Genomic DNA, 14,748 nt, shown 5'->3' on the forward strand with positions numbered 1-14,748 from the left:
GGGGCTGCACGGCTTACCAGCCGATGCCCACGCCGACGCCCATGCTGCGCTCACCGCTGTTGGTGAACGCACCATTGAGGCTGAAGGTGGCCGAACCCTTCTCGTTCAGCACGCGCTGGTAGCCCACCGCCATCGCCGACTCACCCTCGCTGTAACCCACGCCCGCACCCAGGCGGTTGTAGGTGGCCAGGCCGGCGGTATTCATCGCCATCGCACTCTGTGCGCTGCTCATCGCCGCCATGCGGTTGAAGCGCTTGTCCATCTTGTCCAGGCGGCGTTCGAAGGTGCTGATCGCACCATCGGTGTACTCGTTGGCACGGGCCAGCATCTTCTCCAGGTCGGCGGTGTCGACCTGCGGCTTGGGCGTGTCGTCCTGCTTCGGCTTCGGCTGCGGGGCCGGCTTGCCACCTTCACCGGTTGAGGCGATCTGCGGCGAGCCGCTGGTTTCCGGCGCCGGCGCGGTCTCTTCGGTGGACGGCGAAGGCGTGGATGCAGCCGCCATGGCGCGAGCCTGCGGCTGATCGTCGATACGCTGCTCCAGCCCATCCATGCGGCCGTTGATCTGCTGCTGCATCGAATGCAGCTGGCCACCGTTGACCGCATCGCAGCTGCCGGCCGCGATCAGGCCATTGGCCACGTTGGAGATGACCATGCCGTTGGCACCGGCCAGTGTGAGCTGACGGGTACCGTCTGCGCGGACCGATGGGGTTTCCTGGAACACAGAGCGGAGCTGGGATTCGACCTGGTTCACCCGCGAGGTGGTGCTGACGACTGCGCCGTCGAGCGCTTCCAATGCACCATTGAGCGTGGATTGGGACTGACCCTGCACGTTGAAGCTGGGGCCGACGATGTTGCCGTTGGCATCGACTTCGCCGCCGAGGGCGGAGAGTGCACCGCGCAGCTGGCCGACGGTGGCGGCGTTGTGGTTGGCGGTGCCGTTGGCGATGTTTACGAGGCGACGCCGCGCGGTCGCGTTGCCGAAGGAAGCAACTCCGACTTCTGTTGCCGCAGAATTGGCGCCCAAAGCCAGAGATCCTGCTGCATCTGAGTCAACTACCGAGCCACTGCCGATCGCAATACCTCGTGCGGAGTGCACTTGAGATCCAGTGCCGACCGCAAAACCGTAAGGGGCGTCAGCAGAAACGCCCGAGCCACGACCAAGAGCGACAGAGTTAACACCAAGCGCTCTCGCATAGGCCCCCAGTGCAGTCCCCCCCTCGCCCTGCGTACGAGCCGAGTCACCAATGGCAACACCCAAGAATCCTGCGAAGGCATCTTCGCTCAGCTGATCCGTGTCAATTTTGAGGAAGCGACCCTGATGCTCGATCTTGGATACCCGATCACTGACGCCGAACAACTGGCGACCGGTGACCACGTCGTGACTATCCGCAGAAACCGAACCATCGACCACGCCAGTCAAACGCGCACCCCCAAAATCGATCGGGCCGCTCGCATCCAATCCACGCACTGCCTGCTCGCCCACCTCCCGCACCTTGCGCATCGTCTCCAGATCATTCCGATTCTGCGAGATCTTCTGCTCTGCGGCGTACAACTGACTGCCGGTCACGGCGTCACGGCTTCCTGGCGCCACACGTCCGTCAGCCAGGTTGGTCAGCACCATGCCATTCACGCCATTAAGCGCGATCTGGTTCATGCCGTCGGCGCGGGCCGACGGTGAATCTTGGAAAATAGAACTCAGCTGGCCTTCCACCTTGCCCGCGCGACGGCCTGCGGTAATGACAGCGCCATCGAGCGCCATCAGCGCGTCCTCGACGCTGCTCTGCGTTCCGCCCTGCACTGCATAGCTCGGGGCGATGATGCTACCGCTGGCGTCCATACTCGCACCGCCGCCGAGGGTGGCGAGGGAATCCTTAAGCTGAGAGACAGTGGTGGCGTTGTGGTCGGCGGTGCCTCGGGCGATGTTTACAAGGCGGCGCTGCATGCCACTGTTTCCGAACGATGCAACTCCGGCTTCATTCGCCTGAGCGCTACTTCCAAGTGCCAGCGACCCGTGAGCCCCGCTTCCAACTCTTGCGCCAGCACCAATCGCGACACCTTCATTCGCACCGCCCGCACCTCCACCGACCTGTGCACCGACTCCCATTGCGAATCCATCCGCAGAATCTACAGAGACCGTCGCCGCTCTACCAATTGCGGTGGAGTTCTTCCCCATTGCCTCCGCAAACGTACCTACCGCAGTTCCCCCCTCCAGTCCCGTCTTTGCTGAATTTCCCACTGCAACGCCTGCCAGACCTGCTTCGGCACGCTCACTGAAGGGAGCTGATCCGATACTCACAAACTGCGCGACATCCTCAAGATCTGAGACGCGCAAATTCGTTGAATACAGTTGTTTCCCGGACACAGCCTCAGCACTGCTTGCGCTCAGCAATCCATCCGCCACACCACTGATCTTCCGATTAGCATTGGCGCTGTTACGCACATTCAGGGTCGTACCGCTGTTTTTCTCTCCCAAACGAACATCGCCAGAGGCGGAGACCTGCGCCACCAGACCACCCAGAACCGCTGTTTCGGCCAGCGCCTTGGCCGCATCCACCTTTGCCAGGGTCGCGTCCGCAGCCGCAGAGGTGGCCATGCCTTCCACAGCCACCACCTTCTCATTGGTGGCATTGAGCTGCCTGCCATTCACGGCTTCGTAGCTGCTGGCACTGATCGCACCATCGGCCACACCGGTCAGCTTACGGTTCACATTCGCGCTGTTGCGCACATCCAGTACGGTGCCGCTGTTCTTCTCACCCAGGCGGACAGCCTCCGTGGGCGAAACCTGCCCGACCAGTCCACCCAGAACGGTGGCTTCAGCCAAGGCCTTGGTGGCATCAACCTGTGCGGCATTGGCGGTGGCCTGCGCGCCGCTGGCGGCATTCTGTGCAGTCGTTACCCGGCCGTTGGTTTCATTCAACTGCTTGCCCGTAATTGCCTCGGTACTACTGGCGCTGACAGCGCCATCCGCCAGGTTGACGATCTTGCGCTTGATACTGGAGCTGCCGACCGAGACCTGGTTGATGCCGGTGGTCTGCGAGCCGTTGCCCAGAGCGACACTTCCCGTATGTGATGCCAGGGCGCGGTCGCCCAACGCTATGGCACTTTCGGCACCCGCCTTTGCAAGATTGCCAAGCGCCGTCGAATACAAACCCGATGCGGCGGCCTCCCGGCCAACGGCGACGGCCTGATTGCCGCTCGCATCTGCCTTGTAACCCAGCGCGGCGGCATGGGTTGCCGCGGCCGTTGCATCATTGCCCACGGCCACGGCGCGGTCGCCCACTGCCGAAGCACGCAGGCCTGCCGCCACCGCGCCATTGCCACCGCGCGTTGCAGCACCGAGAGCAACTGCACCGGTGGCAGCGCTCTTGTCGCCGTTGGCGTCGACACTGGCCCGAGCATCTGCACCAACTGCGATGCTGTTGGTGTTGTACGCCTTCGCTGAGCGCCCCATCGCTACGCTGGCGGTGCTTCCGCTCCCCTCCGCCTCTGCCGCCAGCCCGATAGCCGGGGCGGATGCGTTCAGGCGCGCGGCTGCCGCGTCTGCGACGCGCTGTGCATCTGCCAGCTTGGTGTTGGTGGCATTCAACTGCTTCCCTGACACAGCATCGGTGCTGGACGTACTCAGCGTGGCATCCGCCACGCCCGTGATCTTGCGATTGGCGCTGGCACTGTTGCGGACGTCCAGTACAGAGCCGCTATTGCTTGCACCTATGAGGATATTTCCCGAAGGAGACTTCTCTTTCAAAAGGCCTGAGAGCCCATTGGCCTTTGCCAGCGCACTGTCAGCATTGGTCTTGGCAGAGTCCGCGACCGAACGCGCGGCCGCTACATTGCTGTTGGTGGCGTGGAGCTGCTTTCCGGTAACGGCATCCGTGCTGCTGGTGCTCAATCGCGCATCGTCCACATTGGTCACTCGCCGCTTCGTCGATGAGCTGCCAACGGACACCGAATTGCTTTCCGTTGCCTCGGAATATGCTCCGATGGCGATCGAGCCATGGGCGCTCGCCTTGGCATGATGCCCCAGCGCAACTCCACTGTACTCGGCACGTGCGTTCCCTCCCAACGCGATGGCACCGGAGTACCCCGCCGTTCCAGCGAAGGCGTTCCCGCCAATAGCAATACGGGAAACACCTGCGGAACTCTCCACGGTCCTGGCACCGCTGCCCACTGCAATGGAGTTGCTCGCGTATGCCCTGGCGTCATGCCCCAGTGCGGTTGCACCAATTCCTGATGCGATCGAGCTGGCGCCTACGACTGTCGCGTATCCGCTCTTGGCCTCAGATCCATATCCAACGACGACGTTCCTGTCGCCGCGTGCGGTCGATGAATTTCCTACAAGCACACTTCCCAGCCCCGACAGCGATGATTCGGTGCCGTAGACCACCGATCCCCAGCCACTGATGCTCGACCGTGAACCCAGGATCATCTGCATATCACCGCTGATCGTGGAATTCCGATACTGGCTGTCATTTACCAGAGCCAGCTGGGTATAACCCGCATTCACCTGGTTCGAGAATGATGAAAAGCGCCACGGAGAGGGCATCAGGAGTTGACTGGAGTCCGTCCCTTCCCGCTCACGCTCAGCCGCTTCCTCCGAGTGCTCGTGCGCTGCGGCAGGGAGGCCCACCAGTGCCGCCACCAGCAATAGTGCCCTGCCTCCAGCGGACTTGCCGCGCGGACTGCTCAACTCACTTCCAACCACCCAGCACTGCTTGGCGGCACTCCAGATACGACGATAGATGCGATTCATGCTCTCTCCCTTAACAGGACATCGAAAATGAGGCCCCGCGAACAGCGCAGGGCCAGGAACGATCAGGCGCTTGGCGCCAGGGTGGTTACGTGCTCGCGATAGCCGTCCTTGGACAGGCGGTAATGCAGCTGCACGGTATTGCCCGGCTGAGGCTGGAACGGCAGCTTCAGCTCCGCGTCCGGGTACAGGCTTTTGGCAAAGTCGTGGGTCGTGCAGGCACCACTGGCGCTGCACTCGGCCAGTCCGGTGATGCCGACCCGCAAGGTCCCCACGTTGCGCAGGGTGTCGCCCTGCAGTTGCAGATCCACGCTGCCGTTGGCGGGCAGCACGTTCACCAGCGCGCCCCAGACCAGGCTGACACCGACGTTGGCCTGTGCCGCCTGCTCGTCACCCTCGAGCAGGGTCCCGTCCGGTCCCCTGACACCCTCGAAGTAGACGCGGTAGGCCACTTCCTTCTCCACGCTGCGCAGTGGAATGACCCGGATCAGGCGATTGCCTCCGCCAGTCAGTGCGAACTTCCCAGGGGTGATGGCGACCGCGGCGTCGGCCGCCTCCATTTCCACCTCTTCCTCGCCAACCTGCGCAGGATTCGCGATGCGCAACAGGCGTGCCTGCACGTACTGCGGCTGGGTGGAGTGCGAGTAGACGCGGATCTGCGTACCGCGCTTGCCATCGACGGCCGCGCGCATCGGATGGATGGAGAGGTTGGCATGCGCCGGCGGGGCCAGCAGCGCGCTCAACGGCAGCAGACAGAACAGCAGCTTCTTCATGATGAGGCTCCGTGGGGATCAGGGTTTGGCGGTCGGCACGCGCAGCTCTACCGTCAGCTCGCCGTCGTAGAGACCGGGCCGCTTGCTGGCGATGGGCGTAGGCGGCGTTTCCAGCACCAGCGGCGTGGGCACGCAGTACACGGGTTGATTGATGCCCGGCAGCATCACCAGGCGCAGCTGCGCGCTGTCGATGCCGCGCAGCAGCTGTTCCTCGCCGTGTTTCATGGCCAGCAGGTTTCCGCCGTATTTCAGGCCAACCTGGTAGTCCAGGCGCTGGGTGTCATCGCTGCCGCCATCCCCGTGCCAGACTGCGAAGTCCCGTCCGGGCGGGGGCCGTGGCCCGCTGTCGCGCACGGTGACTCCGAGGAACTCGCTCTGCGAACCCACGCCGTCGTACAGGCACATGTCCACTTCCTTGTAGCCGCCGACCACCTTGCGGATGGGGTCATAGCGCAGGTCCATGTTGACCAGCGGTGCGATGCCATCGAAGCCGGGGAAGTAGATCGAGATCGCGTCGTAGTCGGTGACGGTGAAGTCGAAGTTGAAGGTGGTTGTGGCGACGGGTGGTGCGGTTGGATCGGCCTTGATGTTCAGGCGCATCGTGGCCTTCCAGTGGCCGGCTACGAGCCTGGCCAACTCAGATGTCGGAAGAGTCAGAGCTGCGCCTGTGCCGATCGGCTGGTCCGATACACATTCGTACCAGAAGGCTTCATTCAGAATGCGCTTCCGATCGTCCCAGTAATCGAGATTGCAGCGAGGACCCGACATAACTCGCTGCAGGCTTCCTACCGCGCAAAGCTCCGTGCGCAGGCCTGTCCGGCTCTCCACAAGCCGCAGGACAATTTCGGATGGCCCGCTAACTATCGATGAATCTCCTTCCGTAGGGCACCGCCCAAACTCACTATCAGAAGCAGACCCACAAACCACATGGATCTGCCCATACTTGAACGCCAGGTCGTGACTGAACCCCAGCACCGTCCGTGGCGCCCACAGCACCACATCACCCGGCATCGTCGAGCGATCCCAACTCATCACGATGTCCCGGCTCTGGTCCGTCGGATGCGTCTCCGGCGGCCACTGCGCCCACGCCCGTGGCATCACCAGCACCAGCGCACACACCAGCATCAACACACACATCCAACGCCGGCTCATGGCGTCCCTCCTGCAGCAGCGGTCTGGGGCGTGGCGGCAATCAACGCGCGTTCCTGCAGCAGGCGGGTCACGCGGGCCTGCTGGCGGATCTCGGGCGGCAGCTGGGCCACGGCCAGCGGCTCGCAGTGCACGGCGCCGACCAGCAGCACCACCTGGCGGCGCTCGCGCACCAGCAGCGGGCAATGCAGCAGGCGGTCGTCCTGCAGCAGGTACAGCGTTGTTTCGCGACGCGGGAAATCGGCAACGAAGCTGCCGTTGGCACTGGTGCCGGGCACCGGCGCGTTGAGGATGCGGGCGCCGCCCAGCGACGACCCCGCAAGGTCCTTGGCGTTGCCGATGAAGGTGTAGGTCACTTCAATCGGCACCGGCATGCGCATCAGCTTGCCGGGGGTGAGGAACATCGGCCGTGCACCGCCCACGCCGGTCACGCGGATCGCGGCGATGCTGTCCAGCGTGCTGGCGTCCTGCACTTCGGCGCGCTGCGACTGATAGGCCTGCAGCGGCAGCAGCCGGCGCTCGCCGATCTGCAGACGCTGTCGGCGCAGTCCCCCCACCTGCAATTCCGCGGCCACGCCATGCAGGTCGGCATCGTCGAAACCGTCCACCTGCACGGCCAGGCCGGCCTCGGCGCCGTTGGCACCGCTCCAGTAGAAACCACGACGGCCCAGTGCGAAGCCGGAGCTGTGGCTGCCGCTGTAGCCGGTCTCGCCACGCCCGCGCTGCTGATAGTGCGCGATGCTGGCGGCGGTGTTGCCGATGCCGTTCTGCAGCTGGCCGCTCAGCGAGGCGCTGTAACGGTCAGTGTTGTTGCCGCGCAGTTCGGCGTTCAGCTCCCGATAGTGCGTGTCCCGGTCCTGGCGCAGGCTCTGGCCCACGCTGTAGTCGATGGCCGGGCGCTGATGCTGCGGCTGGCGCACGTCCACCGCGTAGCGGCGCTGGCCGCTGCTGTCATGGTTACGCTGCAGGCGGGTCAGGCTGAGGTTGAAGTAGATGCCACGGTCACGCTCGTTGCTGCCGCGCACGCTGTCGGTGCTGCGCTGCTGCCATAGCCCCACGCGCGTGGACACGCTGAAGTCCTGCCAGCGGTGGCTGCGGCTGAAGCTGGCCTGCCAGGTCCGGCTGAGCACGGGCTCGCGGCGCGGCTCCAGCGGACCGGGCGGCAGCAAGGGATCCAGCCCGAACAACGGGTCCTGCTCGAACCCGGGCCGATGCCAGCCGGTGCGCCAGGTCTGGCGCCGGGTGTAGCCCACGTAGACGTTGCCGCCGGCCAGCGGCAGCGATACCGAGCCGCTGAGTGAGTTGGTGCAGCCCAGCTGGTCGCGCGCATCGGCCTCGAACTGGCAGGCCTTGCCGCGCATGCGCTGCTGGTAGAGATTCCACGATGCCTTGCGCCGGTATGACAGCTGGTGCTGCTGACCATTGCTACCATCGCTTCCACGCATGCCGCTGAGCGAGGCGCGCATTTCCTGGGTGGCCAGCACGCGGCGCAGGTCCAGGCGCAGCTCGCCATAACTGTGGCCGCCGAGGTTGGCAGCGCCGGCAGTCATGGCGGCATCGCGGCCCAGCGGCACGCGCACGCCGGCCATTGCCACGCTTTCTCCATCGAAACGGTCACTGCGGCGCTCGTTGCGGCGGCCGCCCTGCACGAACCACTGCCACTGGCTGTTGGTCCAGTCGCCGCCCTTGTCGAACGGCGCCTCCTCGGTGCGCACCAGTACACCATCTTCGTAGATGCGCATGCGCACCAGGTAGTTGCCGAACGGGAAATTGCGGGTGTCGATCTGGTTGATGCCGGCCTGCAGGTAGAAGGTCTGCAGCAGCCGCTCGCCGTCGAACACGTCGACGCGTGCATCGCGCGCCAGCAGCACGGTCAGCGGCGTGGCCTGCACGGCCGCGTCGGTGTCCACATAGGCCTGGGTGGTGCCCACGCGTGCGCCCTGGAAACGGTCCAGCGGCAGCATGCTGAAACTGAAGGTGCCGCCCTGCGGGCTGGACAGGTTGCGGCGGTCCATGCGCCCGGCCTGCAGGTAATGCGCTTGGCCCAGGTCATGGCGGTAATAGACGTTGTCGAACTGGAAGTCGTCGTCGCTGCCACGGCTGCGGTAGCGCTGCTGGGTGTAGTACCAGTCGGCGGACAGGTGGCCGCGATCAAACAGGCCCAGCGTGCCCACGCCGCGCGCGGACAGCGCCTGGTAGTCGCGGCCGCCGCTGACGTTGAGTGTCTGCTGGTGCAGGAAGGCGTTCTCGGCATTGGCCGTGACCGTGTGGTAACGCTCGGCCGCCGGCTCGCCGGGAATCCACTGCCGCGCCACGAACAGGCGCACGGCGCCCTCGCCTTCGTCGTACAGCGCTCTCGCGGCGCTGGGGTCTTCGGGTGGATCGAGATAGCCGCAGCCGGCCGTGGCGCCACCAAAGCGGCAGGCCAGGTGGCTGTTGCGCGGCAGCGGTTGCGACAGCGCCGGCAGCAACGCAGCCTGTGCTTCGGCAGGCAGGCCCAGCGCCTGCAGCACGCGCGCGGGGTCTTCCAGCTGCACGTGTTCCAGGGTCACGCGTACCGGCGACAGCCCGGCCGAGCGGCCGAACAGCTGGATGTCGAGTTGTTCGGTCTGGCCTTCGACCAGATCCTCGAAACCGGCGGGGACGCCGTGGGCCGCTACCGAGGGAGCAGCCAGTGCCAGGGCGAGCGCGACCGCCAACCGTGTAACGGCGGGGGCATGTGGGGTCATGGGGGGTACCGCTGGAGTAGCGGCCGGCCCGGAGTGCGGGCCGGCGCGGGAAGCCGTGGATCAGGGCTTCTGGTTCATGACGATGTAGACCATGCCTTCGTAGCGGCCGTTGACCGTAAGCGGGCCACCGGCACCCGCCTGGGCGATGGTCAGGGGCATCGAGATGGAGGCACCCGGCGTCGAGCTGGCGCCGTTGAACAGGTCAGCCGCCTTGAACTCGGTGACCGCGGTGGTCAGCGCGTCGGTGTTCAGGCTGACGGCCAGCGGCACGCGCGTGGCGCCATTGAGCAGCACCGGATCGTGGCCGAGGCGCACCTCGATGTCCGCGGTTTCGTCATTGGAATGGATGCGCACCTGCTGCGTCGACGGCAGCAGGCCACGCAGCGGATCGTGGGTCAGCTGCACGGTGTCCGGCAGCGGGGTGCCATCGTCGCGCAGCAGCGCCAGGGTCGGGTCGACGTCGGCGTAGACGGTGATCTTGGTTTCCAGCGCGTGCGCGGACAGCGAAGCAGTAGCCAGCGCTGCAGCGAGCGCGGCCTTCTTGATAATGGCGTGCATGGTTGTCTCTCTCGGACAAGGGGGAATTTGAAAGCTCCCCTCCCCAAGGAGAAAAGGGAGGGAAGCGCCGCCCGCGGGGATGGGTGCGGGCGACGGAGAGAATGTTAGAAATCCATTGCCATGCAGGCCATTCAAGCATTCCTAAAACGTTGAACGTTAAGGAGAATTTTTGAAGGCGCTCTATGTTTGAGGGTTATGCAATTTCCCTCACTGTTTGAATGCAATAAACCTCATTGCATTGCGTTTGTAGAGTCGGGCATGGCTCGACTCTACTGTGGGGCATCCACGCGTGGCGTGGATCTGCGGGATGGCATCAGGCCGCCTTTCGGCGGCCTGATGACACGGCGCGGTGGTGCGCGATCAGAAGAAGATCGCGTACAGGATCAGCAGCGGAATCGGCACGCCCAGCAACCAGAGCAGAATCATCTTCATGGCAGGTCTCCTTGCATGGAAGGGTGGATTACAGGTCGCGGCGGCGGCCGCCCCAGGTGGCGCTGAGGCTGGCGAAGAACGCGCCGATCAGCAGGGTGATGAAGAGCCACAATGCGGCGTAGGCGGTCGCCTTCCGCGCATCGTCGGCAGCCTGCTTGGCGGTATTCCTGGCCTTCTCCAGCGCTGCACGCATGCGCGTCTGCACATCGGTCACGCGGGCCTGCGCTTCAGCCGGGCTCATCCCGGTATCGCGCGCGATCAGCTGTGACAGATACTGGGTATCGGCCGGATCCAGGCCTTCCCCCTGCAGGCTGTTGACGATGATGCGGTTCACTTCGGCACGCACTTCGCGGCGATCGCCGATCGGACCGTTGCCCGGCGCCGGTCGCGGCGGCGGGGCCATGCGCGCGTCGCGCGGACCGGCGCCCGCTGCCGGCGGTGGCGCGGCATCCGGGTCCATCGGTGCGCCCGGCGGCGGCGCTGCGGGATCGGCCGGCCCTGCGTGGGTCGTGCTGCGGAACAGCGCATCCACCCAATAGTCGAGGTCGCCTTCCGGTGCAGCCGCCACAGCGCCGCTGGCACCGGCTGCAGCCACGCCGACGGTGGACGCAGCGGCACCGGCAGTGGCGCCGGCCACCTTTGCGCCCGCACCCAGCACGCCACCGATGGCCGACGTCAGCAGGCCCGCGGTCAGCAGCGTGGCCACCGCCCACGACACGAAGCCGTGCGCGGTGTCGCGGAAGTAGGTTTCGTCGCCGTGGATCTGCGTCCACTTGGTGCGCAGGCGACCCGCCAGATAGCCACCCAGGCCGGAAGCGGCCAGCGCGGTGAAGGTGAGCCAGGCGATGCTGGACCAGCCGAAGGTTTCCTTGCTGACGCCTTCGAACGACCAGGGCGACACCGACGACAACCCCAGGCCCACGCCGAGGATCAGCAGGATGAGAGAGAGCGCAGCGGCGGCGGCGGCGCCAGCGAAGATGGCTCCCCACGACACCGCGCTTTCGCTGGCGGGCGGAACGATGGGGGCAGTGACGACAGCGGCGACGTCAGCGCCGAGCGGGCCGCGCTCGGGTGGGTCGAATCGGGTACTCATCGGGATGGACGCTCCATTTCAGGTGCTGCGGATGCAGCTGGCGTCCTGAGGCTGCGCGAGCGCTTGTGAAGCTGGTGAGACCCCTGAATCACGCGGTCTTGTCGCGTTGAAGAGCGTGCCAACCAAGGTTGGCACCTACCAAAGGCGGGAACGCGGTAACTCCATGCCACGCGTGGATGGGGGAGCGTGCCAACCAAGGGCGGGAACAAGTGGATCCACGCCATGCGTGGATGGTTTTTCGCGAGTGTCGAAAGCGTGCCAACCTTGGTTGGCACCCACCAGGGCGGCGGAAAAAAAACGCCCCGCGCATGCGGGGCGTTCTCGGCACAACCTACGCGGGGCGATCAGCCCTGGTAGTCGCGCACATCGCTGCCGGTGTAGACCTGGCGCGGACGGCCGATCTTCATTTCCGGATCGACCTGCTGTTCCAGCCAATGCGAGACCCAGCCGGAGGTACGGCCCAGGGCGAACATGACGGTGAACATTTCGGTCGGGATCTGCAGCGCCTTGTAGATGATGCCGCTGTAGAAATCGACGTTCGGGTACAGCTTGCGCGCGACGAAGTACTCGTCCTGCAGCGCGGCCTGTTCCAGCTTCACGGCCACGTCCAGCAGCGGATCCTGCACGCCCAGCTGCTTGAGCACCTTGCTGGTCATCTCGCCGATGACCTTGGCGCGCGGGTCGAAGTTCTTGTAGACGCGGTGGCCGAAGCCCATCAGGCGGAAGCCGGAGGTCTTGTCCTTGGCCTTGACCACGGCGGACTCGACGTTGTCGGCGCTGCCGATCTCTTCCAGCATCTTCAGCACGGCTTCGTTGGCACCGCCGTGGGCCGGACCCCACAGCGCGGTGACGCCAGCGGCGACCGACGCGTACGGGTTGGCACCGGTCGAACCGACCAGGCGCACGGTCGAGGTCGAGGCGTTCTGCTCGTGGTCGGCGTGCAGGATGAACAGCAGGTCCAGCGCCTTGACCACATCCGGGTTCAGATCGTACTGGCCGTCAGCCGACTCGAAGGTTTGCTTCAGGAAGCGGCTGACGTAGTCCAGCGACGTGTCCGGCTTGTTGGCCGGCAGGCCCTTGCCATGGCGGTAGATCAGCGCCGACAGGGTCGGCACCTTGGCGATCAGGCGCACGGCGGCCTGGCGGCGCTGTTCGGCGTCGGACAGGTCCAGCGCATCGTGGTAGATGGCCGACAGCTGCGCGATCGCAGCAGCCAGAATGGCCATCGGGTGGGCGTCCTTGGCGAAGCTGCCGATCAGGGTGTTGATCGAGTCGTCGACATTGGCTTCGGCAGTCAGCTCATCGGTGAAGGCCTTCAGCTGCTCGGCGCTCGGGCGCTCGCCGTTGATCAGCAGGTAGGCCACTTCGACGTAGCTCGACTTTTCCGACAGCTGCTCGATCGGGTAGCCGCGATACAGCAGCACGCCCTTGTCGCCGTCGATGTAAGTGATGGCGGACTTGCAGCTGGCCGTCGCGGTGAAGCCGGAATCGTAGGTGAAAAACCCCGTTTCCTTGGTCAGCTTCGCGATGTCGACGCAGTCGTTGCCAAGGGTGGGTTTGATGACGGGCAGAACGACGGACTTATCGCCGGCGTTGAGCGTGACCTGATCAAGATCGGACACTGTGTGCGCTCCTTCATGGGAAGGCGCCTGCCCAAGCGCATTGGTCAGGCACGTGAATGACGTCCTCGGCCTGTGCCGGGGATCATGCCATTATCGCACAGCAGCATTTGCCCGGCGCTAGACAGAAGTCGTAGACGGCAGGCGGCCAGAACCCGGCCAGCAAGCGGCCCGGATCGGCAAAAGCGTTGTCACACGAACGCAGTGTTCTGTCCATCCAAACGCCCGTTGGGTAGGCGTTGGGGAAAAACAAACGGCCGCGCAGAGCGCGGCCGTCGGTTCGAAGCTGGATCGACAGATCAGCGCGCGTAGCGCTTCTGGAACTTGTCGATACGGCCCGAGGTGTCGATGACCTTGTGCTTGCCCGTGTAGAACGGGTGCGAAGCCGAGGAAATTTCAACCTTCACCAGCGGGTAGTCGTTGCCGTCTTCCCACTTGATGGTTTCCTTCGTCGCCATGGTCGAGCGGGTCAGGATCTTGAAATCGGAGGTGACGTCATGGAAGACGACGTCGCGGTAGTTCGGATGGATATCGGCCTTCATGGGCTCACACCGTAAATGGGCTGGTGGTCAAGAGCGGCATTATAAGCACCGGTTGCCGCCCGGGGCAACCGGTGCCGGTCAATCGGCTTCAGTCCGCGCCCAGGGCCTGGCGTACCAGGGCCTCGAAACGCTGCTGGTCGTAGGCCATCAGCAGATCGCAGTTGTCCGGCTGGCCGGTCTGGCGGTTCCAGTCGACGATGGTGGCGCCGCGGCTGAACGTACCATTCAGCTCCACGTTCAGCGGACGCGACTCGACCCGAAGCTGCCCTTCCGGGTTCAGTGCCCAGGCCATGGCAACCGCGTCGGCGGTGTACCAGCGGCCGCCCTTGCTGTCTTCGGACAGGCCCCGGGTCTTGCGCGAGATCAGCTCGTAGAAGCGGGCGCGATCGGAATCGGCCTGCAGCCATTTCTCGGCTTCTTCCAGCGGCAGGCCATGGGCGACGGTGGCCTCCCAGTCCGACACCAGCAGGTGCTTGAACGAGGTGAACACCACATGCGCGGCTTCCGGGTCGAAGGCGATGTTGAATTCGGCTGCCGGGGTGATGTTGCCGTGGCAGGTGACCGCGCCGCCCATCACCACGATGCGCTTGATGCGCTGGGGCAGGGTCGGGTCCAGCTTCAGTGCCAGCGCGAGGTTGGTCAGCGGGCCAAGCATCACCAGCATCAGTTCGCCGGCATGCGCGTGCGACAGGCGCAGGATGGCCAGCGCAGCATGCTCGGCTTCGGCCTGGCGGCTCGGCGGCGGCAGGTCCACGTCGCCATAGCCATCACGGCCATGCACGTGGGCAGCGTCTACGGAAGGATGCAGCAGCGGATCCGGGCTGCCGGCAAACACCGGCACGTCGGTGCGGCCGACGATGTCGCAGAGCTTGAGGGCGTTGCGGACGGTGTACTGCAGGCCGACATTGCCGGCGGCGATGGTCAGGGCGACCACGTCATGCCGTTCATCGGCAAAGGCCATCAGCAGGGCCAGGGCGTCGTCCACACCGGGGTCGGTGTCGATCAACAGGGGGATCTTGTGGGTCATCGTTGCCGTCTTCAGATCGGCAACGAAGTGTGGACCGGGATGATGACCGTTGCAAGTATGGGGGGCGGCAGGGCTGCGA

At 65.0% G+C, this 14,748-nt stretch carries 9 protein-coding genes; all 9 read right to left on the reverse strand.

Going from position 1 to position 14,748, the window contains the following annotated elements:
- Positions 1-13: 13 nt before the first annotated feature.
- The 9 genes from AC5P7I_RS01960 to AC5P7I_RS02000 all read right to left on the reverse strand — a co-directional run bounded on the left by AC5P7I_RS01960 (position 14) and on the right by AC5P7I_RS02000 (position 14,669).
- On the reverse strand, positions 14-4,750 hold the full coding sequence (locus tag AC5P7I_RS01960; protein ID WP_262088101.1) for an ESPR-type extended signal peptide-containing protein: 4,737 nt from the start codon (positions 4,748-4,750) through the stop codon (positions 14-16).
- A gap of 62 nt (positions 4,751-4,812) precedes the next feature.
- Entirely contained in the window at positions 4,813-5,520 is a 708-nt protein-coding gene (locus AC5P7I_RS01965) for a pilus assembly protein (RefSeq protein ID WP_262088102.1), read from the reverse strand.
- An 18-nt stretch (positions 5,521-5,538) separates the two neighbouring features.
- Positions 5,539-6,672, reverse strand: coding sequence for a CblD like pilus biogenesis initiator family protein (locus tag AC5P7I_RS01970; protein ID WP_321212325.1), 1,134 nt, complete (start codon positions 6,670-6,672; stop codon positions 5,539-5,541).
- The gene (locus AC5P7I_RS01975; RefSeq protein WP_262088103.1) at positions 6,669-9,398 is read right to left on the reverse strand and encodes a TcfC E-set like domain-containing protein; all 2,730 of its coding nucleotides are present in this window, start codon (positions 9,396-9,398) and stop codon (positions 6,669-6,671) included. Before AC5P7I_RS01975 ends, AC5P7I_RS01970 begins: the two co-directional genes overlap by 4 nt.
- Before the next feature lie 60 nt (positions 9,399-9,458).
- Positions 9,459-9,956, reverse strand: a complete 498-nt coding sequence (locus AC5P7I_RS01980) for a CS1 type fimbrial major subunit (protein ID WP_046432313.1) — start codon at positions 9,954-9,956, stop codon at positions 9,459-9,461.
- A gap of 460 nt (positions 9,957-10,416) precedes the next feature.
- Positions 10,417-11,481 carry a membrane protein gene (locus tag AC5P7I_RS01985; protein ID WP_046432315.1) on the reverse strand — a complete coding sequence of 355 codons (1,065 nt, stop codon included), beginning with the start codon at positions 11,479-11,481 and terminating at the stop codon, positions 10,417-10,419.
- A gap of 344 nt (positions 11,482-11,825) precedes the next feature.
- Positions 11,826-13,103 (reverse strand): citrate synthase, encoded by a 1,278-nt coding sequence (locus AC5P7I_RS01990; RefSeq protein WP_014648268.1) that lies wholly within the window; start codon positions 13,101-13,103, stop codon positions 11,826-11,828.
- Positions 13,104-13,399: 296 nt separating this feature from the next.
- Entirely contained in the window at positions 13,400-13,642 is a 243-nt protein-coding gene (locus tag AC5P7I_RS01995; protein WP_010484049.1) for a type B 50S ribosomal protein L31, read from the reverse strand.
- Between the two features lie 88 nt (positions 13,643-13,730).
- Positions 13,731-14,669, reverse strand: coding sequence for a nucleoside hydrolase (locus tag AC5P7I_RS02000; protein ID WP_049407499.1), 939 nt, complete (start codon positions 14,667-14,669; stop codon positions 13,731-13,733).
- Positions 14,670-14,748: the final 79 nt, after the last annotated feature.

It is taken from the genome of Stenotrophomonas sp. YJH_SMC_138, from assembly GCF_059369855.1.

Bases quoted from the DNA above. Each gene is read 5' to 3' on its own strand.
- AC5P7I_RS01970 (WP_321212325.1), bottom strand. From the start codon at position 6,672: ATGAGCCGGCGTTGGATGTGTGTGTTGATGCTGGTGTGTGCGCTGGTG.
- AC5P7I_RS02000 (WP_049407499.1), bottom strand. From the start codon at position 14,669: ATGACCCACAAGATCCCCCTGTTGATCGACACCGACCCCGGTGTGGAC.
- AC5P7I_RS01985 (WP_046432315.1), bottom strand. From the start codon at position 11,481: ATGAGTACCCGATTCGACCCACCCGAGCGCGGCCCGCTCGGCGCTGAC.
- AC5P7I_RS01980 (WP_046432313.1), bottom strand. From the start codon at position 9,956: ATGCACGCCATTATCAAGAAGGCCGCGCTCGCTGCAGCGCTGGCTACT.
- AC5P7I_RS01975 (WP_262088103.1), bottom strand. From the start codon at position 9,398: ATGACCCCACATGCCCCCGCCGTTACACGGTTGGCGGTCGCGCTCGCC.
- AC5P7I_RS01965 (WP_262088102.1), bottom strand. From the start codon at position 5,520: ATGAAGAAGCTGCTGTTCTGTCTGCTGCCGTTGAGCGCGCTGCTGGCC.
- AC5P7I_RS01960 (WP_262088101.1), bottom strand. From the start codon at position 4,750: ATGAATCGCATCTATCGTCGTATCTGGAGTGCCGCCAAGCAGTGCTGG.
- AC5P7I_RS01995 (WP_010484049.1), bottom strand. From the start codon at position 13,642: ATGAAGGCCGATATCCATCCGAACTACCGCGACGTCGTCTTCCATGAC.